This window comes from Flavobacterium enshiense (assembly GCF_022836875.1).
Taxonomy (GTDB): domain Bacteria; phylum Bacteroidota; class Bacteroidia; order Flavobacteriales; family Flavobacteriaceae; genus Flavobacterium; species Flavobacterium enshiense_A.
The window spans coordinates 2625785-2648283 of record NZ_CP090376.1; the positions used below are offsets into that span (position 1 = coordinate 2625785).

Consider the following 22499-nt stretch of genomic DNA (forward strand, 5'->3'; position numbering starts at 1 on the left):
ATGGAAGCTTTGGGAATTTATCTGCTGAAAGTGAGCGCACTGATGGTAATTTTCTATCTCGCTTACTTTGTTTTCCTTCGAAAAGAAACATTTTTCAATTCGAACCGTTGGTTTTTACTGGCAGGGTTGATTACTTCATTAGGTTTGCCGTTTGTGACGTATACCAAAATAGTTTGGGTAGATCCTGCTCCTGTTTATGATTATAGTACGCTTGCGCTTCCGGTAAATTACGTTCCGGTACAGGATCCGACCTTTGAAATTGACTGGTCTTTGGTTTTGGCCACTGTTTATGGAATCGGGATTTTGGTTTTTCTTGTAAAATTCGCTATCGATTGTTTCGCTATAAAACAGATTATCGAGAAACCGAAAGCCATCAAAAAAAGCGAATTCTATTTAATTGATACTGAAAAAGTCCAATCACCTTTTTCATTCTTTAACTATATCGTTTATAATTCGGCCGTATTGAAAGAAGAAGAACTCGAGAACATTCTGCACCACGAAAAAGTACACAGTGCCCAGAGACATTCTTTAGATATGCTTTTGGCTCAGATCTTTTGTATTGCTTTCTGGTTCAATCCGATAGTTTGGCTCTACAAAAAAGCTATAGCACAAAACCTTGAGTTTATCGCCGATGCCGAAGCAACCAAAAAAATAGAAGACGTTAAAAGTTATCAGAAAACCCTATTAAAAGTAACAATGCAGTCGCAATGCATTGCAATCACCAATCCATTTTATCAATCATTAATCAAAAAACGAATTGTCATGTTAAACAAAAATCAATCAGACAAGAAGAATTCCTGGAAGTATCTAGTTGTATTGCCGCTCTTAGCTTTCTTTATGTTCCAATTCCAAACACGTGTTTTGGCTCAGGAAAAAACTAATCCGGTGGCAGAAAAAAGTCAGGAATCCAAAAAAGTTGTTTCTGTGGTAATTGACAAAAACACCACGGATGCCGAAATCAAAAAAGATGCTGAAATGCTGAAAAAAGATTTTGCCATCACCTTAAAAGTATCCAAAATCAAAAGAAACTCCAGTGGTGAAATTACCGGACTTAAAATCAAAGTAAAAGACAATGAAGGTAATTCTGCCGATTCTCAATACAACAGCAAGACACCAATCCAACCTATACAAATCGTAAAAGAATTTGGTGGCGATAAATTTTTCGGAATCGGAACAAAAGATTTTTTCAGAAAACAAAAATCTGATTTGGTACAAGTGAAACGAATCAAACATATCAGTGAAGACGGAGAAGATATTCAGGTAATTATTGAAGGCGACGATGACAATCATTTTGATTGGGCAGATGCATTGGGAATTGATCCTCCGCTACCTCCGGATGCCCCTGCAGCTCCAGATGCGCCAGCAGTACCAGGTTTACCAGAAGCTCCCGATGCACCAGGAGCGCCAAAAGCGCCTAAAATGATGAAAAAAACTGTTGCTGTAAAGCAAAACGGTAATAAAAAAGAAGTTTGGGTTGACGGCGAAAAAGTAACCGAAGAAATTTTAGGCGACATGAATATGGAAGACTTAGACAATGTATATGTTTATGATACCAAGGGCCCGAAAGGACATAAAGGACCGAAAGGCCACAAATTCATGGCACACGATCAAAGAGTTGAAGTGATTAATGACGGCGACAAAAAGATCGTTATCGTTACCAAAGGCGAAGACGGAAAGACTACAAGAACGGTTGAAACCATAGACTTCAAAAAAATAAACGACGAAGTAAAAGCTGAAATGAAACGTATGCGTCCTGAAATCGAAAAGGCTAAAAAAGAAGCCATGGAAGCAAGAAAACAAGGCATGGAAGCAAGAAGAGAAGCCATGAAAGAGCGTGAAGAAGCCTTAAAAGCAAGGGAGAAAGCTTTAGAGGAAAGAGAAAAAGCTTTGGAGCAAGCTGAAAAGCAAAACAAGAAGCCTTGAAAAACAAAAAATAAACTTTACAACAGTAATCATCAATCATCATCACCCGAGGCATTTGATATTAAGAAAATTAATTAATTGGAGCGCAGCGGAAAAAATCAAAACTAAAAAGACCGTCATGTTTATGACGGTCTTTTTTTATTTAAACTACCGAGGGAAGCTTTACTGAGCAATTAAATACTTTTACACAGTTGCTCCCTGATGATGTGCTCTTTCCCCGATTTGCTGTCTCCACATGGCATAGTACAAGCCTTTTTCCTCCAATAAATCGAGGTGTTTGCCCTGCTCAATGATTTTACCTTGTTCTAAAACAAATATCTTATCTGCATGCATGATGGTAGACAAACGATGGGCAATCAGTACCGTAATCTGGTCTTGTTTTGAAGAGATGCTACGGATAGTTTTCGTTATCTCTTCCTCGGTAATCGAATCCAAAGCCGAAGTAGCTTCATCGAATAACAACAACCTCGGATTTCGCAACAAGGCACGGGCTATGGACAAACGTTGTTTTTCACCACCCGAAACTTTAATACCGCCTTCGCCAATGGTGGTGTTGATACCGTTCTCGGCACGCTCGAGCAAATTTTGACAGGCTGCTTTTTGCAACACATCATTTAGTTCCTCATCTGTAGCTGTGGGTTTTACAAACAATAAATTATCCTTGATCGTCCCCGAAAACAGTTGTGCATCTTGAGTCACAAAACCTAACTGCTGTCGTAATTCGGTAAGGTCGATGGCTGTGGCGTTAGTCCCATTGTAATAAATAGTACCCTGCTCAGGTGTGTACAATCCCACCAGCATCTTAACCAAAGTGGTTTTACCACTTCCCGATGGCCCAACAAAGGCGATGGTCTCCCCTGCCTTGGCTTCAAAAGAAATATCTTTTACCGCATAAGTGGAAGCGGTTTGGTGTTTGAATGAAATATTAGAGAATTTCAATTGTGTAATAGAACCGATTGTTTTCGGTTGCAAAGGTGTCTCTTCGCTTTTGGCATTCATCAAACCACTGAAATTATCCATAGAGGCTTTGGTCTCGTTATAGACAGCAATCACATTTCCTAATTCCTGCAGCGGGTTGAACAAAAAGAAAGAGAAAAACATCAACGTAATCAAATCGCCCGGCTTGATGACACCCTGAAAAATAAACATGTACAATGCAAAGACCAAAGTGGTTCTCATAAAATGTACGGTAGTGCCCTGAATAAAACTCAGAGAACGGATGAAACGTACTTTCTTTAATTCAAGGCCCAATATTTTGACAGTTGTTGCATTGAGTCGGTTGACTTCCTGCTGTGTAAGCCCTAAACTTTTTACAAGTTCAATATTGCGCAATGATTCAGTCGTAGCACCAGCCAAGGCGGTTGTTTCACCTAATATCTGACGTGAAACGGTTTTTATTTTTTTTCCCAGAAAAGAACTGATAAAGGCGATCACCGGAACGGTTGCTAAGAAGATAGGCCCTAACAACCAATGGATATTGACAGCGTAGAGTACGATAAAAATTATCCCGATAATCGTTTGAAACACCATGGAGATAGACAGGGTGATAAACTTCTCGCAATCGGTTTTTACCTTTTGGAGTTTACCAAGGGTTTCTCCACTACGTTGATCTTCAAAATCCTGATATGGCAACTGCAACGCTTTTTGGATCCCGTCAGTATACATATGGGCACCAGTACGCTGGATGATGATATTGGTATAATAATCCTGGAAATTCTTAGCAATTCGAGACATCATAGCGGCACCGAGCGATAGGGTCAGCCAGCCCAGAACTGCCTTGATAAAGGCCGGCTGATTGTTGTTAAAAGTATCCACTCCCACTCCACATTGATTTAATAACTTACCAATAATGATAGAGTCGTATAAAGAAAAACATTGATTAATGGCAGCTAACAACAGGGCGAAAAACAAAAGCAGCTTGTGTTGCTTAATATAGGTATATAGTATTTTCATTGAAATTATAGTAATAGAAAGAATACAAAATTACAACTATATCATTTCATTATGGATTATCATTATTCTTTTTATCTATTGTTGATTGTTTTTTTGCGACTGAGTATCCGATCGCTTTCATAACGGTCTTTTTTATATTAATAGCAGCATGGCATATTCTCTCTTTACGGGTTAACTTTTCCATAGATAGACGTTTTATTTTACTGATTTACAACAAAATACCTGAAGAAAAATAAGTAATCAAGAAAATTCAGTAACTTTATAAGACAAATCTTAAGTCTGCTATTTATTTAGGATAAACCAATGATTTAAGCCTATCGACGGATTGCAAATGGAAATCAAATTTAAACCAGCATGGAAAAAAGGTTACTATTGTTTCTGTTTTTCGTTTTTTGTACCGCAAACGGACAAATAACCATTGACGGCTGTCAGGAAAAAGCAAAAGCCAATTATCCGTTAATCAAACAATACGATTTAATTTCTAAATCATCAGAATATACTGTTTCCAATGCGAATAAAGCCTATCTGCCTCAAGTAAGCATTACCGGAATCGGAGGTTTTATCTTTAGCGGACTTCCTGAATTTTCAATACCCGGACAAGTTCCTTCTGAACAAAACAAAGCTCAATTTATCGGAATTGCGCAAATCAATCAAACCCTATGGGACGGTGGTGCAACCAAAGTTCAAAAAGATATTGCGAAAACCTCAACAGAAGTAGAAAAATCAGCTGTCGATGTTTCCCTATATTCCATACGGGAGCGTGTTAATCAAATCTATTTTGGAATTTTAGTTATTGACGAGCAAACCAAACAATTGGACATTTTGTACAACGATTTGAAATTGAGATTGAACAAAGTCAGACTCTCAAAAGAAAACGGACTGGCTTACTCATCCGATGTAGATGAAGTCAATGCCGAATTGCTCAATCTGGAACAAAAGAAAATTGAATTCGATTATACCCGCAAAGGTTATGTTCAAATGTTGTCTTATCTCCTAGGCGAACAGCTCGATGAAAATGTAAAGCTCGAAAAACCCTCAATGGTGGAACCCGCAGAGAATCTTTCCAACCAAAGACCGGAATTAAGCCTGTATTCCAATCAGCTTAAACTTATTGAATCGCGTTCGGCTTTAAACCAGGTTTCCTTAATGCCAAAAATTGGTTTATTGGGTGCTGGGGTTTTGATAGAACCCGGGATAAATTTCGGTCCGTCAAAGTTCAACGGATTTGCCTTAGCCGGTCTGAGCTTGTCTTGGAATACCTCTGGCATCTACAAAAATTCCAACAATAAGAATCTCGATAAAATCGAAATAGACAAAATCAAGAACCAACAAGACACCTTTTTGTTCAACAATAAATTGCAACTGACCCACACCAACAGTGATATCGAAAAACAAAAAGCGATTATTGCCAAAGATGAAGAAATCATTAAACTGAAAGGAAACATCAAAAAATCATATCAGTTAATGTACGATAATGGAATGTGCAGTATGAATGATCTGATAACTGCCATGAACAAAGAAAACGAAGCAGCCGGGAATCAGGCTTTGCATAAAGTACAGTTGTTGATGAGTATTTACAATTATAAAACGATTAATGGTAACTAATTTTAACGATACAAAAATGGATGCCAATTTTTACAAAATAACTATTGCAGCTTTTTGCATTATTCTTTCCTCGTGCGGAGAGAAGGAAAACACCAATGAGGCTTCGGGAACTTTTGAAGCGACGGAAACCATTGTTTCTTCAGAAGCTAACGGAAAAATCCTTGCGCTGAATTTTGATGAAGGCGACATACTGAAAAATGGACAAAAAGTTGGCTACATAGACAGTACCCAACTGTATTTATCAAAAATGCAGTTAAAACAAAGTGGAAAAGTTATTTTATCAGGCCGTCCTAATATTAATATCCAAATTGAAGCTTTGCAAAGAGAAATTGAAAATGCGGTTAATGACAAAAAACGAATCGAAAATCTGGTAAAAGGCGGAGTTGCTTCCCAAAAACAATTGGATGATGCCAATTCCAGAATTGCTGTACTGCAATCTAAAAAAGAAGCATTAAGGAGCCAACTGACTACTACCACTGACAACCTAAATGAACAAAGCGGGACAGTTCAAATTCAAATGGCACAACTGGAAGATCAGCTGAAAAAATGCAATATCATCAATCCTATTGAAGGTACGGTTTTAACCAAATATGCCAATGTTTATGAAATAGCTTCTATTGGCAAACCGATTTATAAAATAGCCGATTTATCCACTATCAAATTGAGAGCCTACATTACCGCTTCACAATTTGCTAAAATTAAAATCGGCGATAAAGTTAAGGTGAACGTTGATACCGAAGACGGTAAATCAAAGGCCTATGAAGGTACCGTAGAATGGATAAACAATAAAGCAGAGTTTACGCCAAAATCCATACAGACCAAAGATGAAAGGGCCAATCTGGTTTACGCAGTAAAAATAAGGGTAAAGAATGACGGACTTTTAAAAATAGGCATGTACGGAACAGTTGTTTTTTAAAAAAATCTTCTAATGGACAGTCAAGGCTATAATTTTCCAATTCAGGTCAACCAGATAACCAAATCGTATGGCAATGGAAAAATGGTGGCTGTAAATGATGTCTCTTTTCAGGTAGAAAAAGGCGAAATATTTGGGTTAATCGGTCCGGACGGGGCTGGCAAAACAACTATATTCCGAATACTTACCACGCTTTTAATACCCGATTCCGGAAATGCATTCGTCGACGGGTTTGATGTGGTAAATGATTTCAAAGCAATAAGGCAAAGAGTTGGATATATGCCCGGCAGATTTTCACTGTACCAGGACTTGACTGTGGAAGAAAACCTTACTTTTTTTGCCACCGTTTTTAAAACCACCATTGAAGAAAATTATGAACTGATAAAAGATATTTACCAACAGATTGAACCCTTTAAAACGCGTAAAGCCGGCGCGCTTTCAGGAGGAATGAAGCAGAAACTGGCTTTGTGCTGTGCTTTGATTCATAAGCCCTCTGTCTTGTTCCTTGATGAACCTACAACAGGTGTCGACCCGGTTTCCCGAAAAGAATTTTGGGGCATGCTTAAGAATCTGAAGCAACAGGGAATAACCATTTTGGTTTCCACTCCTTATATGGATGAAGCCAATCTGTGTGATCGCATTGCTTTAATTACGGATGGGAAAATATTAAAAATAGATTCACCCAAAAATATGGTAAGTCAGTTTGATAAAATTCTGTGGTCGGTTCAGAGTAAAGACATGTATCAATTACTGATTGATTTACGCCACTATCCCAATGTTAAAACCTGCTTCGCATTTGGAGATACTCATCATGTCACCTTCGATACAGAAGGATTTTCAAAAGAAAAATTAGAAACTTTTTTGACTGAGAAAGGACATACGGAAATCAATATACATCAAACCCAGGCAAGTATTGAAGATTGTTATATGAATTTAGGTTTCGAAAAAACACAAATCCAACAACAGGAATGAAAGCTATTGAAGTAAATAATCTGGTTAAACGTTTTGGTCATTTTACTGCTGTTGACCACATTACTTTTGAGGTAGATCAAGGTGAAATCTTTGGTTTTCTGGGAGCCAATGGAGCTGGAAAAACTACAGCCATACGCATGCTCTGCGGTTTGAGCACCCCAACTGACGGTAATGGGAATGTAGCTGGTTTTGACATTCGTAAAGATCCTGAACAAATTAAAAAGAATATTGGGTATATGAGCCAGAAGTTTTCGCTCTACAACGATCTCAAAGTTTGGGAAAACATAAGGCTATTTGCAGGGATTTATGGGATGAAGGATAAAGAAATCAGTTCAAAAACAGATGAATTGCTGAACAAGTTAAACTTTGAATCTGAAAGGAACACTTTAGTTAAAGATCTTCCGCTCGGGTGGAAACAAAAATTGGCCTTTTCGGTTTCTATTTTTCACAACCCGAAAATTGTATTTCTGGATGAACCGACCGGAGGAGTCGATCCGTTTACGCGCAGGCAATTTTGGGAGCTTATATATGAAGCCTCCTCACGAGGGATTACGGTCTTTGTGACTACTCATTATATGGATGAAGCTGAATACTGCAACCGTGTTTCCATCATGGTTGACGGCAGGATTGAAGCATTGGATACGCCCAAAAACCTGAAACTGAAATTTGGGGCAACCAATATGGATGAAGTATTTCAGCAACTGGCAAGAAAAGCAAACCGAAAATCAGATTAAAATGAAACAGTTTGGCTCGTTTGTAAAAAAGGAATTCTTGCATATTTTTCGTGACCTGCGAACAATGATGCTCCTTTTGGCCATGCCTGTCATACAGATGATCCTTTTTGGATTTGCCGTTACCACTGAAGTCAAAAATTCTCAGGTAGCCGTTTATGATCCTTCAAAAAGCATTTCCACAAAAAAAATGACTGACCGGATAAATTCCAGTAAGTATTTTGATGTGATTCGATATCTTAACAACCCGACAGAAATCGAACATGAATTTCGTAAAAACAAGGTCGGCTTAGCAGTTGTCTTTGATGAAAATTTCGACCAAAACCTATTGCATTCAGGCAAAGCTCAGGTACAACTTATTGCCGATGCAACGGATCCAAATACGGCTACAACTTTAACGAACTATGCCGGGGCCATAATCATGGATTATCAACAGGATTTGATGCAAAGAACGAAAATTCCGTTTCAGATTTTACCGGAAACAAAAATGCTGTATAACCCTCAAATGAAAGGTGCCTACAATTTTGTTCCAGGGGTTTTAGGTTTGATATTGATGCTGATTTGCGCTATGATGACTTCCATTGCCATAGTTCGGGAAAAAGAAATGGGAACCATGGAAATATTGCTTGTTTCACCGCTTAAGCCTATTTACATAATACTTGCCAAGATGGTACCTTATTTTTTATTGTCTTGCATTAATCTGTCTACTGTATTGCTGCTGGCTGTTTATGTATTGGATGTACCCGTGGCTGGGAGTCTGTTTTGGCTTCTGGTTGTTTCGATGCTTTTTATTTTTGTAGCACTCTCTTTGGGACTATTGGTTTCTACAGTCACGCAGACTCAAATGGCTGCCATGCTTGTTTCCGGAATGATTTTTATGATGCCTATCATGTTGCTTTCCGGAATGATATTTCCTGTTGAAAACATGCCTCAGGCGTTACAATGGCTATCGAATATCATCCCCGCAAAATGGTATATAATCGCTGTTAAAAACATCATGATTAAAGGATCGGACGTTTCATCAATCTATAAAGAAATAATGATACTTGGATTTATGGCTGCGGTAATTCTGACCGTAAGTTTAAAAAATTTTAAAAATCGTCTGGAATAGTTATGATTAGATTTTTATTAGAAAAGGAATTCAAACAAATTATTCGAAACTCATTTTTGCCTCGAATGATTCTGCTATTCCCAGTGATGGTCTTACTGGTATTTCCAATGGCTGCCAATTTTGAAATTAAGAATATAAATCTCTGTATCATCGATAATGACCACAGCAGCTATTCAAATCAATTAGTACAAAAAATCATATCTTCCGGTTATTTCAGGCTGACATCGATTACTACTGATCCGAAAAAAGCACTTGATGCTATAGAAAAAGACAAATCCGATATCATTCTGGAAATTCCTTCCAATTTTGAGAAAAATTTAGTCCGTGAACAAACAGCCCGCCTTCTGATTTCTGCAAATTCTGTCAATGGCACCAAAGGAGGTTTAGGCAGTGCTTACCTTTCAGGAATTATTACTGATTTCTCATCTGAAATACGTGAGAAATGGATTCAACCTACAGTTATATCAGGGGTTCCAATTATGGAAATAGTCAACCAAAACCGTTTCAATACCCATCTCAGCTATAAAATATTTATGGTTCCGGCACTGATGGTCATGCTTTTAACCATGCTTTGCGGTTTTCTTCCCGCCCTTAATATTGTTGGAGAAAAAGAAGCCGGAACAATGGAACAGATTAATGTAACCCCTATTCCTAAATTTATTTTTATACTATCAAAATTGCTTCCTTATTGGATAATCGGTTTTGTGGTCATTACCATAGCTTTTGCTGTAGCCTATATCGTTTACGGCTTATCTCCAGCAGGCAGTTTAGGCACTATTTATGTTTTTGCCGCAATATATATTTTGGGAGTTTCCGGGCTTGGTCTTGTAATTTCAAATTATTCCAATACCATGCAACAGGCTATGTTTGTAATGTACTTCTTTATGCTGATATTGATACTGATGAGCGGCTTATTCACTCCGGTGCAAAGTATGCCGGAATGGGCGCAATTAATTACAACTTTTAACCCTTTGAAGTATTTTATGCAGGTAATGCGTATGGTTTATTTAAAAGGCAGCGGTTTTTCCGATCTGGGTACACAGTTTTTTGCGCTATCCTGTTTTGCGCTGTTTTTTAATCTTTGGGCCGTTTTAAATTACCGAAAAACACTTTAAACATCCTCCCTCTATTTAAAGCAAACGATCAATTTTTGAAGCTAATTCGCGGTCTTTGCCTGTAACAACATTTCCTGCAGAATGTGTCGACAGCCAAATTTCAACTTTGTTCCAAGTATTAGTCCACGTAGGATGATGATCAAGTTGCTGTGCTACCAATGCAACCCTGGTCATAAAACCAAAGGCCTCTGAGAAATCTTTGAAAAGAAAACTTTTATACAAACTGTTGTTTATCTCTTCCCATTCTGATTGATTTTGTGATGCCATGAGAATTCCGTTTTAAGTTGCTGTTATACAATTTAAAGTTACGCAAAATTCTATTTGCCTTAACAATTTTTAATTTCTGCATTTACAAATTATATAGTCGCCTATTCTTCTGTCCAGATCAAAAAAGGTTCTTAAAACGTCTGACTTTTTTCATAACTTTGTAAGAAACAAACCACTTATGTTCAAAGTTTTAGCTAAAATAAACAAACTGATTTTACCGAGTTTTACCAAACAACAACTGGATTTAGCCAAAGCAAAGAAATGGCAAAAAGCAATTATCGCTTATCGGTATTATGTGACTACAAGAGCGTTGGGATGATTGAGTATGTAAAAAAAAGTAAAAACTAACATATTGGAGATAACAAAACTAGTATTGCCGCATAAACAAGTAAAAAATTAAACAATACAGAAATTTTCAATGGTGAAATCGAAGTTCCGTTTTTACGACATAACTTTTTTGAGTTACAAACCAAAAAATGATTATAAAAACAATAGAAGATGGCGTTTCCATAACCGGAGTAGTACGAATCGATAAATAATAAAAAATCACAAAGAAAATGACAACATCAGATTACTCGGCAACTATTTGGGTTGACCAAAATCAGACAACGGCATTCAACGCAATTAAAAACTTCCGCGCTTGGTGGTCGGAAGAAATTGAAGGCAATACAGACCAACTCAATGAAGTATTTTTCTATCACTATAAAGACATTCATTTGTGCAAAATAAAACTCATAGAGATGGTACCTGATAAAAAATTAGTTTATCAGGTGTTAGACAATCAATTTAATTTCACGAAAGACAAAACTGAATGGATTGATACAAAGCTAATTTTTGAAATAACAAGTGAAGGGGATAAAACAAAAGTCCAGTTCACCCACGAAGGATTAGTCCCGGAATATGAATGCTACGATATTTGTTTTGATGCTTGGACCGGTTATATCAAAAAAAGCCTTTATAACCTTATAACTACAGGTAAAGGAGAACCCAATCCTTTGGAGGGAGAAGGATTCAATGCCCAACTTGCGGAGAAATGGAAATTGAAGTAAAGGTCTTTTAAAACCTTATCTATAAAGATATCAACTTAATCATTTACAAGTAATTACCGTTATAGATAATAGATAAAACAGAACTCTTAAATCATTTTTTCGTTGTAAATTTGATAGTACAAAGAAGACAAGTTAATACACAATAAAAAACAGAGGAATCATGAAAAATGAACCATATCACTCAGAACTCAGAGCCCTACTGTCAATAAGAAATTTTAACAGCGCTTTGGAAAAGCATTATACTCAAATGCTTCAAATAGAGAAAAACCTGGAAGAGTTGAACAAAAATGCTTTAGTGATAATCGAAGCCCACAGTTCTGCTAAATTACAGGAAGGATGGAAGGAAGGTTTAAAAGAAATGAATAGTTCTTTGGATGGTATAAATGATGTTCTTAATTCTGCGAAAGAAAAAGTTAAAAACCATGACAGATCCGATTCATCAGGATTATGGAAACAGTTTCATTTGTATTTAAACAAGCTGAAAAAAACAATTAAAAGTCAGGAAGATTTAGGATTCGAGATACTTCCTAAAAGCGAACATGTGCATTGGAAAAAAGACGTATGCAATTTTGAAGATACCATTTTACCATTAATTGTTTCTCACGCTAAAGCTTGTGAAATAGAACTTCAGATGATGGAAAAATATACGCCTGAAGAAATACACAGGCTAACTCAAATTCTCCTGGCTCATATACCGGAAAATTTCAGTTTTGAGGATGCTGATAAATATGAAGAAGATTATCTGAAAGCCTTTGAAATTTTTAAGAAAGAATTTAGGGAGGAAAAAGATCTTTGGGACATTTTTCTAGATATTCTGGCTGGTGGAACGCATCAGGCACCTTCCGAAAGAGTAATGCTGCAGCGATGGATTGAGGGAGAAAGAGGCGATTTAAAGGATAATTTATAGTTCTGTTTGTAATTTTTGCAAACAAAATACAAAACAAAATGAATCATACAGACAGTAACCTTGTAAATGTCAGGTATATGGTTGAGGATGTTGACAAATCCGTAGACTTCTACATAAAATATCTTGGGTTCTCTCTTATCAGAAACAATGCTCCTGCATTCGCAGATGTCGTTAAAGGAAACCTGCGAATATTGCTTAGCGGAAGAACGATTTCAGCCGGTAGAGCCATGCCTGACGGTACACTGCCCTTTCCCGGTGGATGGAACCGGATAGAGCTCGTTGTTGAAGATTTAAATGCAGAAGTTGCTAAACTTAAAGAACAGGGACTTCATTTCCGCAACGAGATTATTACCGGACCAGGTGGTTCTCAAATCTTACTGATTGACCCTTCCGGTAATCTTATAGAACTTTTTCAGCCTGCAAACAGATAAAAACACTACAAGGGTAAATTTTGTATAAAATCGAAAATTTTAAAAGACTTTGAGTTAAGAATGCTTATCTGCCGCTGGAAGACCACCATCTTTATCGTAAATTATCGCGGCAAAGATCTCTTTACCCTCTATTTTTTTTCTTCCTCCTAAGGACGTCAGCTCAATAAGAAAATTACACTGAACGATTTCCCCGCCTAATTTCTCTACCAATTCACAAACGGCTTTTGCTGTCCCTCCGGATGCCAGAACGTCATCATGAATTAAAATCCTGTCCCCTTTTTTAATAGCGTCGGTGTGCATTTCCAAAGTATCGGTACCATATTCCAGTTGATAAGAAGCTGAAATAGTCGTAAATGGCAATTTTTTTGGTTTGCGAACCGGAACAAACCCCACATTTAATTCATGCGCCAAAAGCGTTGCAAAGAAAAAGCCTCTGCTCTCCACTCCTACTACTTTATCAATCTTTTTGCCATTTAAACTACTGATTAGCAAAGACAAACATTCTTTAGTTCCCTCCGGACTGGACAATAGCGGTGTAATATCTTTAAAAACAATCCCCACTTTTGGAAAATCCTGAATATCACGTATGTAGTGTTTCAAACTCATTTTTTTTTTAATTTATATCAAATTTCATTTGCATATTATACAATAATGCCTATATTTGCACTCGTAAAAACAAGGCCTCGTGGCGCAACTGAATAGCGCATCTGATTACGGCTCAGAAGGTTACTGGTTTGAATCCAGTCGAGGTCACAAAAAGCTCACCAATGGTGAGCTTTTTTATTATACTCTTACCTCATTTATACCCCTAATTTAATAATAATTATCTGAATTTTAGCTATATTTATATTCTAAAACGATAAGAAGTGAGTCTTGAAAAGGAAATAACCGCTTTAATAAAATGGTTTCTGCTTCGCCCAAAAATATCGGGAGTACTCGTTTTTACTCTGCTTTTCTCCATTTTAAATCTGGCTATTTATTTCCGATATGAGGCTATCCGGGAAAACGAACAGCGTAATATGACCTACATATTAAATGTAGTCAAACAAAACATTGAGCAAACCCTAAAAAGCAGCTATGCCACTACCATTACACTTGCATTAACAATTGACGATTCAGGTAATCCGAAAAACTTCGAAGAAGTCGGAAAACAACTTGTCGCCAACTATACTTCTGTTGATGCGGTGCAACTGGTTCCAAAAGGCGTTATCAAATACACTTATCCGCTAAAAGGGAACGAAGCAGCAATCAATTTCGACATTCTTCACCATCCAGTACACAGAAAATCAGCCTTGAGAGCAATAGCGACCAAATCCATTTATTTTTCTGGCCCAAGAGAATTGATACAAGGCGGGATGGGAGTTGTAGGACGTTTGCCCGTGTTTAAAAAAGGAAGATTCTGGGGATTTTCTGCCGTAATTCTAAAATTCGATACATTTATCAAATCAACAGGGATTGGAACCTTCAAAAGCGATAAATATTATTTCCAATTTTCAAAGATAAGCCCCATTACGCATAAAGAAGAATTCTTCCTTGAGGATAAGAGTGATTTCTCAAAAAAAAATTATCAGAAAGTTGAAATTCCGGAAGGCAGCTGGAATTTATATATCATTCCGAAAAATGAATCAGCACTTTTTTGGGCCTTTATGCCGGTTATTTCGATTGCACTTTTACTTAGCCTTCTTTGTGGATTTTTTGTAACCACACTACTAAAAAAACCGTCGGAACTGCAGAAACTGGTCGAAGCACAAACTCTTAAATTAGCAAGAAGCGAATCCCTTTTCAAATCCATTTTTGAACATGCCGGCTTAGGAATCACACACAATAATTCCAAAGACGGTTCTTACATTGATGCCAATGATAAATTTTGCGAACTCATCGGATACAACAAAGAAGAATTAAAGTCAATGGATTTTATGAAGATTACACATCCCGAAGATCTTCAAGCCGACTTAGACTACATGCAACGACTCAAAAATGGTGAAATCAATCAATTTTCCATGGAAAAAAGGTATTTCGACAAAAACGGGAAAATCATTTGGGTCAACATCACCGTTACGCCTCTCTGGGAAAATAGAAACAATCCGACCAATCACATCACTATTGTAGAAGACATTACGCAACGAAAAGAATCCGAAAAACTGATTCTGGAATCACAGAAGAAAATCAAAGATCTTATTAACAGTATTGACGGCATTGTTTGGGAAGGAAACTCTGTAGAACCCGGCGTTACCTTCGTAAGCAAAAAATCCGAAGACATCTTGGGATATACGCCGGAAGAATGGCTTGTCGATAAATATTTCTGGAGAAAAATCATTCATCCGGATGACCGGGATTGGGTAATCAAACAAAGTACCGACAATGCAAAATCCAGAAAAGCTTTTGACACTGAATACCGCATAATTGCCAAAAAAGGAAATATCGTTTGGATGCGGGACATCGTAAGCATTTATCATGAAAGCGAAGAATCCATTAAATTCAGAGGAATCCTGATCGACATTACTAAATCCAAACAATTCGAAATCGACCTAAACAACTCACTCACACTGGTAACCGAACAAAACAAACGCTTACTGAACTTCTCGCACATTGTTTCGCATAATTTACGTTCGCACACCAGCAATATACAGTCGTTGATCAATCTGATTGAAATGAGTGATAACGAAGACGAAAAGAAAGAATTATTGGTTCTGCTAAAATCCGTTTCTGAGGCTTTGAACGAAACAATGGACAACCTGAACGAAGTAGTATCCATCCAAACCAACATTACACCAGTAATAGAGGAATTAAACCTCAATAAATTTATTAATAGAACATTAGAGGTACTTCGAAATCAGATTATTAAAAACGAAGCCGAAATCGAAAACAATATTACCGATGACCAAACCGTAAAATTCAATCCGGCTTATCTGGAAAGCGTTTTACTCAATTTTTTATCTAACGCCATCCGATACAAACATCCCAAAAGAAATCCTAGTATAGAATTAAATTCTTATCTTGAAGATAATTACAGAGTTGTGGAAATCAAAGATAATGGCATAGGAATTGATTTAGATAAAAACGGGAACAAACTCTTCGGAATGTACAAAACATTTACAAACAATCCGGAATCACGTGGTATCGGGCTTTTTATTACAAAAAACCAGGTCGATGCCTTAAAAGGAAAAATTAAAGTTGAAAGTAAGCTAAACGAAGGAACCACCTTCAAAATTTATTTCAAATAATGCTTCAAAAAAGAATTTACATAATAGACGACGACCCAATTTATCAGCTCGTTACAAAAAAACTGATTGAAAAGACCGCTCTTTTCGAAGACAGTAGATCTTTTGTAAACGGCAGTGAAGCCTTATCTTATTTTGAAAATACCGGTGACATCCCAGATATTATTCTCCTCGATATTGAAATGCCTGAAATGGACGGTTGGGATTTTCTTGACCAATTATTACACATTGAAAAAAGTTTTGAAAAAGATGCAACAATCTATATTGCAAGTTCTTCCATTGCATTGGAAGACAAAATGAAAGCCAGAAGTTATCCTTGTGTAAAAGATTTTCTCAGTAAACCCATGGATATTGAAAAATTGAAGACCATTGCCGCTGAATAATAATTTATATTTGCATTCAAACCCACTACAATGAATGCCGATTTTATTTTCGATAAAGAATACAAAAACAACATCTTCGCTGAATACGAAATAAAGTTCAAGGAATTTGAAAACTGTACTTTTAATCATTGCGATTTTACGCTTTGCAATTTTTTAGGAACCGTTTTTATTGACTGCACCTTCTATCATTGTAACTTCAAAGAAGCACAAGTTGGTCATGTCGGATTGCGAAACGCAGTTTTTAATGACTGTAATTTTACTTCTGTGAATTTTGCAATGACCGATCAAATTTTACATGAATTTTACTTTAACAATTGTTTGCTGGATTACGCCCAGTTTTATGCCTTAAAGCTGAAACGAATCAGTTTTACCAATTGCAGTATGGTAAGTGTCGACTTCATGAAAACCGATTTATCAGAGGCTTTATTTGACAACTGCAATCTGCGTTTGGCAGTTTTTGCAGACGCAAATTGTGAAAAAACCGATTTCTACTCCAGTTACGATTTTACAATTGATCCGGAAAAAACCAAACTTAAAAAAGCGATATTCTCTTCAGAAGGTATAAAAGGATTGCTTACAAAGTATAATCTTGTAATTAAGGATTAGATTATTATTTTCCCGTCTTCCATTGTAATCATACGGTTAGTTCTTGAGGCAAATTCATTATCATGCGTTACAACGAGAATGGTTTGATTGCACTCATGGGCTAACTGTTTAAAAATATCAAAAACCATATCACTGTTTTTCTTATCGAGATTCCCTGTTGGTTCATCCCCCATAATAATTAAAGGATTATTGATAAGTGCTCGTGCTATAGCCACACGCTGTTTTTGCCCTCCGCTCAGCTGACTGGGCATTTTTAAAGCCTGATCCTGCATATCGAGAGTTTTTAGGTATTCCATAGCCCGATTTTCGAGCTCTTCTTCTGATAATTTACCTAATTTATATCCCGGTAGCATGACATTCTTCAATGCATTGTATTCCGACAGCAAATAATGAAACTGGAACACAAAACCGATATTTTCATTACGGATGCGTGCCAAATCAACATCTGTTTTATTGGTGACATCTTCTTCATGGATAAGTATTTTCCCTTCATAATCGGTATCCATCGTCGAAAGCAGATATAAAAGTGTTGATTTACCACAGCCGGATTTCCCCACAATGGAGACAAATTCACCATGATCAATACTCATGCTGATATTGTCCAGAACCTTAAACTTCACTGGATCGTAAAAGTACTTTGTCAGTCCTATGGTTTCCAACACTTTATTACTCATGACTATTTTCTTCTAATAATGTCAACAGGGTCAATTTTACCGGCTTTTAACGCAGGAAATAACCCGGCAACGAATGTTGTTGATATGGCAAATGTAATTCCGATAACATAAAACATCGGATTGTAATTCATTGGATAAGTTTCCACCGTAGGTAACGAAGTTGTAGCAAATGGAATCAAATCAATAATATTGGAAAATATAAACCCAAAAATCAATCCTAAAATGCCGCCGGTAACTCCGATTATTAAAGAAAGTAAAATGAAAATCCATTTTACGTCGCTACCTGAAAACCCCGTCGCTTTCAAAATGGCAATGCTGTCCATCTTCTCATAAATTAGCATGTTCAATATATTATAGATTCCGAAACCAGCCACTATTAACAAAACAACACCCACTGAATATGAAATTATAGTTCGGATGGTCGTTCCGGTTTCAAACTGTGCATTTGCTGTTTGGTAATCGATGGCATCCAATTCAAATTTTGAGCAAAATTCTTTTGCCAGAGCAGGTGCTAGATTTATATCGTGGAGCTTCAACTGAATATCTGTCATGTAATTAGTGGCCTCTCCCAAAATTTTCTGTGCCGTACTTATTGAGGTTGTAGTCATCACATCGTCTATTTCTGCTAAACCTATTTGTGAAATCCCTACAATTTTAAGCAATGCTAAATTACCTTTTGGCGTGGTAACCCTAATCATATCTCCAACAGCAAGCATCATTTTAGCAGCCAATCCGGAACCAATGATGACGCTGTTATTTTGCTCTAAATCCGTAATTTTTCCTTCCCGTATATAATCACTAAATTTGAAAAGCGACTCTTCGGCTGCAATATCAATTCCATTAATAACCCCTGAAATTTCTATGGTTCCCGAATTAAAAAAAACCGGTGTCACAACTTTAGGAGCCACATCAAGCACTCTTTTATCATTATGGAGCACATCAATTATGGTTTTACTGTTGTAAATTGCTTTTCCTCTGTCTTTCGGTTTGATCGAATTAATAAAATTGGTATTTTTTTTATATTCATCGGATAATGAGACCGGCTGATTTTCGACAGGTTTTATTTCATTGTACAAACGGACATGAGGGGTCCTGTTGAGCATTAATCCATCCAGCAGATCATTCATACCATTCATAAAACTCACCAGGGAAATAAACATCGTGATACCAAATGTCACACCAATAGCTGCAATCACGCTTTGTTTGAGCCGGGCACGAAGCAAATGTAAGGCAATATTCAGAACTAGTTTATAATTCATCACTCCGGCAGATAAATGGTTTCGCCTGCTTTCAATCCTTCCAGAATTTCCACTTTCTCATAATCGGAAAGACCAATTTTAATTTTTCGTTTCTCTTTTCCTTCCACCAAAACATAGGTTTTGTCAACCAGATAATTTTTTGGAATGGTAATAGCCTGCTTTTTGGTCTGTATTATGATATTCGTTTCGACAGTTAAATTCGGATAGAGTTTTTTTGGTGTTTGGATAAATTCTGCCTCAATTTTAAATGTTCGGGAACGTTCATCCATAATCGGATAAATCTTGCTCACTACAGCCTTAAAGACAGTTCCTTTATAACTATCCATGGTCACCAAAACCTCTTGCTTCATTTTTACTAAAGCCATATCGTTCTCATCGACATCCAACTCTACAAAAAAAGAATCTGCTTTACCGATAACCGCTAAAGGTGTTTGTGGTGTAATAAAGTCGCCCACATCAACCAACACATCAAATAATTTTCCTGAAAAGGCACTTTTTATAGTAAAATCACTTTGGTTTTTTTGGCTGAGCCTCAAGTTTATTTTACTTCGCTCTTGCTCATTTTTAAGTTGTACACGAAGTTCTTCCAGTCTTTTTTGAGCTGCCTCATACGCTAATTTTGAATTTTTATAAGCTAACTCAGACCGTTCAAAATCAACTTCTGTAATTCCGCCATGGTTTATCACGTTTTTATTTCGCTTGAAAACGGATTCATCGAGTGAAACTTTATCTCTCGCTGCAAGCACAGCCAACTCCAATTCGGCTATTTTATTTTTGATAAACGAACTTTTTTCGTTGCTTAACTCATAAGTCAATTGGGCATTTTCTGTATTAAGCCGGGCTTTGTCACTATCCAGTTCAAACAAAGACTGTTCTTTGACAATTATATCTCCTGCTTCAACATTAATTTTTCTGAGTTCGCCACTTACGGTTGAATAAACCACATATTGACCTTCGGCCTTCACACTTCCTGAGGCATAGACACTTTGGGTAATATCGCCTACAATTGGCTGAATACCTGCATTTGTGTTTTTACAAGCCGTAATTACCAACACAGCTAAAAAAGGAAAAATACTTTTTACCTTCATCGTATTTAACTTTAATTCAGATACAAATAAAAATTATCTACTTCTGTCTATCAAATTTACAGGAATTTTATGAGGATAAGACTGATAAAGGTCATAAAAAAACTCCAAATCAAATTTGGAGTTCAAGTGCATTAATTCTCTTTGATAATCATGACCGAGCCCTTAAACCCGGTGGCCAAATCCCACTGGTCACTCGTAATCACCTTTCCTTTATCATCAAAAATGGAAAACTCAGCCGTATTCGGACCTGATGTTCCCTGGTTTAGTGCTTCAAATTCTATCTTATTAAAACCAGGCGTTAAACCAATCTCTATTGTTCTGTAGCCTTGGAATAATTCGACATGAGCCGCAATCACCATGTTATTGATATAAACTTTAACCACGTCACCATCAATTGCCATGTGGTCACGGCATAATATCTTTATAGTATTCGCTTTTGTTTTGTATTCACCGAAAGATTGATTGCGACGAAATATCTTTGTATTCTCATCCCCGCTCCCTTTCGGTACAGCATTTTTTGGGATTTCATAAGGACTGATAAACTGTTCGGGCTTCTTATCTGTCGTTTGACCTATTTGCGCTGTTGATGTGCCTTCTTTTGGAAATGTAAGCGGTCTATCCTTATCCAAAACCGAATCGCTGAAATCCATAGGCTGAAAACGTGGGGTATCTGCTTTTGCTGGCAGAGAATTGATCGCTACTTCCGGATCTTTCATACGCGGAATCACAACGGTTTTCTTACCATTATCCGGTTGCGCAAACCCCTGAAGTGAAAATAGCAATGCCGTTGCAAAAGTGTATAAAAATTTCACGTGATCTTTTTTAGTTATTCCAAAAATACTAAATCAAAAACTATTCCAATCTTAAAATTGAACTGTAAAACGTTAATATTAGTTAAATTTAAATAAACCGTATACTTTATAAAATAAAAAAACCCTCATTTTTGAGGGCTTTAATAATTATTTTTTTGCTTTAAGCGTTTTATATTTCGCGTCCATTTCTAAAACCTGGTAGGCATTTAGCAAGATCGATTTCACACTTTCACTTTTAGGTTCTAACTCTAAAGCTTTTTCAAAATAAGGAATAGCACTAGTAAACATTTTTTGTCTTTTTGCTTTCAACTCGTCATAACGTTTGCTTTCCTTCGGAGTCATTCCTAAAGAGTTCATCTCTTTAACAATTTTATCATCTCCCATTAAATACAAAGCACCTAAGTTATTATAAGCATTGAAATATTTCGAATCAATTGCAATGGCTTTTTCGTAATATTTTTTTGCTTCTTCTATTTCGCCCGTATTTGTACTCACAACTCCTAAGTTAAAATACATATCGGGATCGTTTGGTTTTTTAGCGATTACCTCATTGATAAGCTTTTTATAGGTTACCATATCTTTTGCTTCATAATAAAGATTAGCTTCTGCTAAAATCAAATCAGTATCCTCTGGATTATGAGCTCTTGCTTCTGCAATTGCTTTCTTAGCTTCTTCTGCTCTTCCTTTTTCCAACAAAATTGAAGCATAGTTTTTATAGATTTCCCCTCTTTTAGATGGAATTTTCTCGTCTCTTGGCTTCTCATGGGTTCCCATGCTGATTGCTTTCTTTCTATCAGCTACAGAACCAAAAGGCTCTTCCTGACCGCTAGCTTTATTCACGGCATAATAAATTGTACCTTCTCCGGTATAATTTATGTTTTTCAACTCTTCATAATACTTAAGAGCATTATCGTAATCCTGAGCCTGAACCGCTAAAACAGAAGCGTTGTATAAATTCGAAGCATCTGATTTATCAAGATTGTAAACAGCAGCAAATACCTGAGCTGCCTCTTTAAACTTAGATGCCTGATTTAAACCGTAGGCATATTGCAGCATCATTGGTTTAAAACTCTCAATAGTTTCTTTGATATCAGCAGTGTAAATTTCTTTACCCGATTTCTTTTCAAACGCCAACACATCATTCAATCCTTTAGCCATTGTATTAATGTTTGCCGGCGAAAGACTTTTTGCCATTGCCTGCATATCGTTCGGATTCTTAGTCATGGCTGTGTTTAATTCCAAAATCGGCAACATCGCATTATAGAAATTAAGATATACCTGATCTGCCTCAGCCAAACCTGACATTCCGCTAATTTTATTCACATTGGCTTTGTAACTTGAAATATCATCGGCAGATAATTGATCTTTACCGTATAATTTTTTCAAAGTCTTTAACTCATCTTTCTGAGCAAAAGAAGCTGCTGAAAGCATCATTGAAGATGCCAATAAAACATATTTAACTTTCATTTTTATAATTCT

General features: G+C 36.7%; 23 protein-coding genes and 1 tRNA gene. 15 read left to right on the plus strand and 9 right to left on the minus strand.

The annotated features are described in order from the left end of the window. On the plus strand, positions 1–1923 hold the full coding sequence (locus LZF87_RS11820; protein WP_244339214.1) for a M56 family metallopeptidase: 1923 nt from the start codon (positions 1–3) through the stop codon (positions 1921–1923). A gap of 183 nt (positions 1924–2106) precedes the next feature. Here the strand turns inward: LZF87_RS11820 and LZF87_RS11825 are convergent, their stop codons facing one another. Continuing rightward, positions 2107–3876 (minus strand): ABC transporter ATP-binding protein, encoded by a 1770-nt coding sequence (locus LZF87_RS11825; RefSeq protein WP_244339215.1) that lies wholly within the window; start codon positions 3874–3876, stop codon positions 2107–2109. Positions 3877–3925: 49 nt separating this feature from the next. Next, positions 3926–4060, minus strand: coding sequence for a hypothetical protein (locus tag LZF87_RS14745; protein ID WP_262917896.1), 135 nt, complete (start codon positions 4058–4060; stop codon positions 3926–3928). 170 nt (positions 4061–4230) lie between these two features. Here LZF87_RS14745 and LZF87_RS11830 point away from each other — a divergent pair, with 170 nt between their 5' ends. The 6 genes from LZF87_RS11830 to LZF87_RS11855 are packed head-to-tail and all read left to right on the plus strand — an operon-like array spanning position 4231 to position 10323. Beyond that, positions 4231–5481, plus strand: coding sequence for a TolC family protein (locus LZF87_RS11830; RefSeq protein ID WP_244339216.1), 1251 nt, complete (start codon positions 4231–4233; stop codon positions 5479–5481). Then, complete coding sequence (locus LZF87_RS11835) at positions 5471–6397, plus strand: HlyD family secretion protein (protein WP_244339217.1); 927 nt, start codon at positions 5471–5473, stop codon at positions 6395–6397. Before LZF87_RS11830 ends, LZF87_RS11835 begins: the two co-directional genes overlap by 11 nt. A gap of 12 nt (positions 6398–6409) precedes the next feature. Further along, positions 6410–7366, plus strand: a complete 957-nt coding sequence (locus tag LZF87_RS11840; protein WP_244339218.1) for an ABC transporter ATP-binding protein — start codon at positions 6410–6412, stop codon at positions 7364–7366. Further along, on the plus strand, positions 7363–8100 hold the full coding sequence (locus LZF87_RS11845; RefSeq protein ID WP_244339219.1) for an ABC transporter ATP-binding protein: 738 nt from the start codon (positions 7363–7365) through the stop codon (positions 8098–8100). The genes LZF87_RS11840 and LZF87_RS11845 overlap by 4 nt, the downstream gene beginning before the upstream one ends. 1 nt (position 8101) lies before the next feature. Then, positions 8102–9208, plus strand: coding sequence for an ABC transporter permease (locus LZF87_RS11850; protein WP_244339220.1), 1107 nt, complete (start codon positions 8102–8104; stop codon positions 9206–9208). A gap of 2 nt (positions 9209–9210) precedes the next feature. Then, complete coding sequence (locus LZF87_RS11855) at positions 9211–10323, plus strand: ABC transporter permease (protein WP_244339221.1); 1113 nt, start codon at positions 9211–9213, stop codon at positions 10321–10323. A gap of 15 nt (positions 10324–10338) precedes the next feature. Here LZF87_RS11855 and LZF87_RS11860 read toward each other — a convergent pair whose 3' ends face one another. Beyond that, positions 10339–10590: a 4a-hydroxytetrahydrobiopterin dehydratase gene (locus tag LZF87_RS11860; RefSeq protein ID WP_244339222.1), complete on the minus strand. Its 252-nt coding sequence runs from the start codon at positions 10588–10590 to the stop codon at positions 10339–10341. 178 nt (positions 10591–10768) lie between these two features. Here LZF87_RS11860 and LZF87_RS11865 point away from each other — a divergent pair, with 178 nt between their 5' ends. The 4 genes from LZF87_RS11865 to LZF87_RS11880 all read left to right on the plus strand — a co-directional run bounded on the left by LZF87_RS11865 (position 10769) and on the right by LZF87_RS11880 (position 12977). Further along, the gene (locus tag LZF87_RS11865) at positions 10769–10909 is read left to right on the plus strand and encodes an SsrA-binding protein (protein WP_244339223.1); all 141 of its coding nucleotides are present in this window, start codon (positions 10769–10771) and stop codon (positions 10907–10909) included. Between the two features lie 238 nt (positions 10910–11147). Next, positions 11148–11639, plus strand: coding sequence for an SRPBCC family protein (locus LZF87_RS11870; RefSeq protein WP_244339224.1), 492 nt, complete (start codon positions 11148–11150; stop codon positions 11637–11639). 160 nt (positions 11640–11799) lie between these two features. Then, positions 11800–12546 carry a hypothetical protein gene (locus LZF87_RS11875; protein ID WP_244339225.1) on the plus strand — a complete coding sequence of 249 codons (747 nt, stop codon included), beginning with the start codon at positions 11800–11802 and terminating at the stop codon, positions 12544–12546. A gap of 38 nt (positions 12547–12584) precedes the next feature. After that, entirely contained in the window at positions 12585–12977 is a 393-nt protein-coding gene (locus LZF87_RS11880) for a VOC family protein (protein WP_244339226.1), read from the plus strand. Between the two features lie 54 nt (positions 12978–13031). On the opposite strand, the gene LZF87_RS11885 is transcribed toward LZF87_RS11880, so the two are convergent. Further along, entirely contained in the window at positions 13032–13583 is a 552-nt protein-coding gene (locus LZF87_RS11885; RefSeq protein WP_244339227.1) for an adenine phosphoribosyltransferase, read from the minus strand. 73 nt (positions 13584–13656) lie between these two features. Here LZF87_RS11885 and LZF87_RS11890 point away from each other — a divergent pair. From LZF87_RS11890 to LZF87_RS11905, 4 genes are all read left to right on the plus strand, one after another. After that, positions 13657–13730 (plus strand) — tRNA-Arg (locus LZF87_RS11890). A 113-nt stretch (positions 13731–13843) separates the two neighbouring features. Further along, entirely contained in the window at positions 13844–16201 is a 2358-nt protein-coding gene (locus LZF87_RS11895; RefSeq protein ID WP_244339228.1) for a sensor histidine kinase, read from the plus strand. Next, complete coding sequence (locus LZF87_RS11900; protein WP_244339229.1) at positions 16201–16581, plus strand: response regulator; 381 nt, start codon at positions 16201–16203, stop codon at positions 16579–16581. The genes LZF87_RS11895 and LZF87_RS11900 overlap by 1 nt, the downstream gene beginning before the upstream one ends. A 30-nt stretch (positions 16582–16611) precedes the next feature. Beyond that, a complete protein-coding gene (locus tag LZF87_RS11905; protein ID WP_244339230.1) occupies positions 16612–17187 on the plus strand; it encodes a pentapeptide repeat-containing protein in 576 nt (191 codons plus the stop codon). Here the strand turns inward: LZF87_RS11905 and LZF87_RS11910 are convergent. The 5 genes from LZF87_RS11910 to LZF87_RS11930 form a co-directional block, all read right to left on the minus strand. Further along, positions 17184–17861, minus strand: a complete 678-nt coding sequence (locus LZF87_RS11910; RefSeq protein ID WP_244339231.1) for an ABC transporter ATP-binding protein — start codon at positions 17859–17861, stop codon at positions 17184–17186. The two genes, LZF87_RS11905 and LZF87_RS11910, sit on opposite strands and share 4 nt — an antisense overlap. A gap of 2 nt (positions 17862–17863) precedes the next feature. After that, positions 17864–19120, minus strand: a complete 1257-nt coding sequence (locus LZF87_RS11915; protein WP_244339232.1) for an ABC transporter permease — start codon at positions 19118–19120, stop codon at positions 17864–17866. Continuing rightward, on the minus strand, positions 19120–20208 hold the full coding sequence (locus tag LZF87_RS11920; RefSeq protein ID WP_244339233.1) for an efflux RND transporter periplasmic adaptor subunit: 1089 nt from the start codon (positions 20206–20208) through the stop codon (positions 19120–19122). Before LZF87_RS11920 ends, LZF87_RS11915 begins: the two co-directional genes overlap by 1 nt. Before the next feature lie 131 nt (positions 20209–20339). Continuing rightward, a complete protein-coding gene (locus LZF87_RS11925) occupies positions 20340–21020 on the minus strand; it encodes a hypothetical protein (protein ID WP_244339234.1) in 681 nt (226 codons plus the stop codon). A 147-nt stretch (positions 21021–21167) separates the two neighbouring features. Beyond that, positions 21168–22487: a tetratricopeptide repeat protein gene (locus tag LZF87_RS11930; RefSeq protein ID WP_244339235.1), complete on the minus strand. Its 1320-nt coding sequence runs from the start codon at positions 22485–22487 to the stop codon at positions 21168–21170. Between the last annotated feature and the right edge of the window lie 12 nt (positions 22488–22499).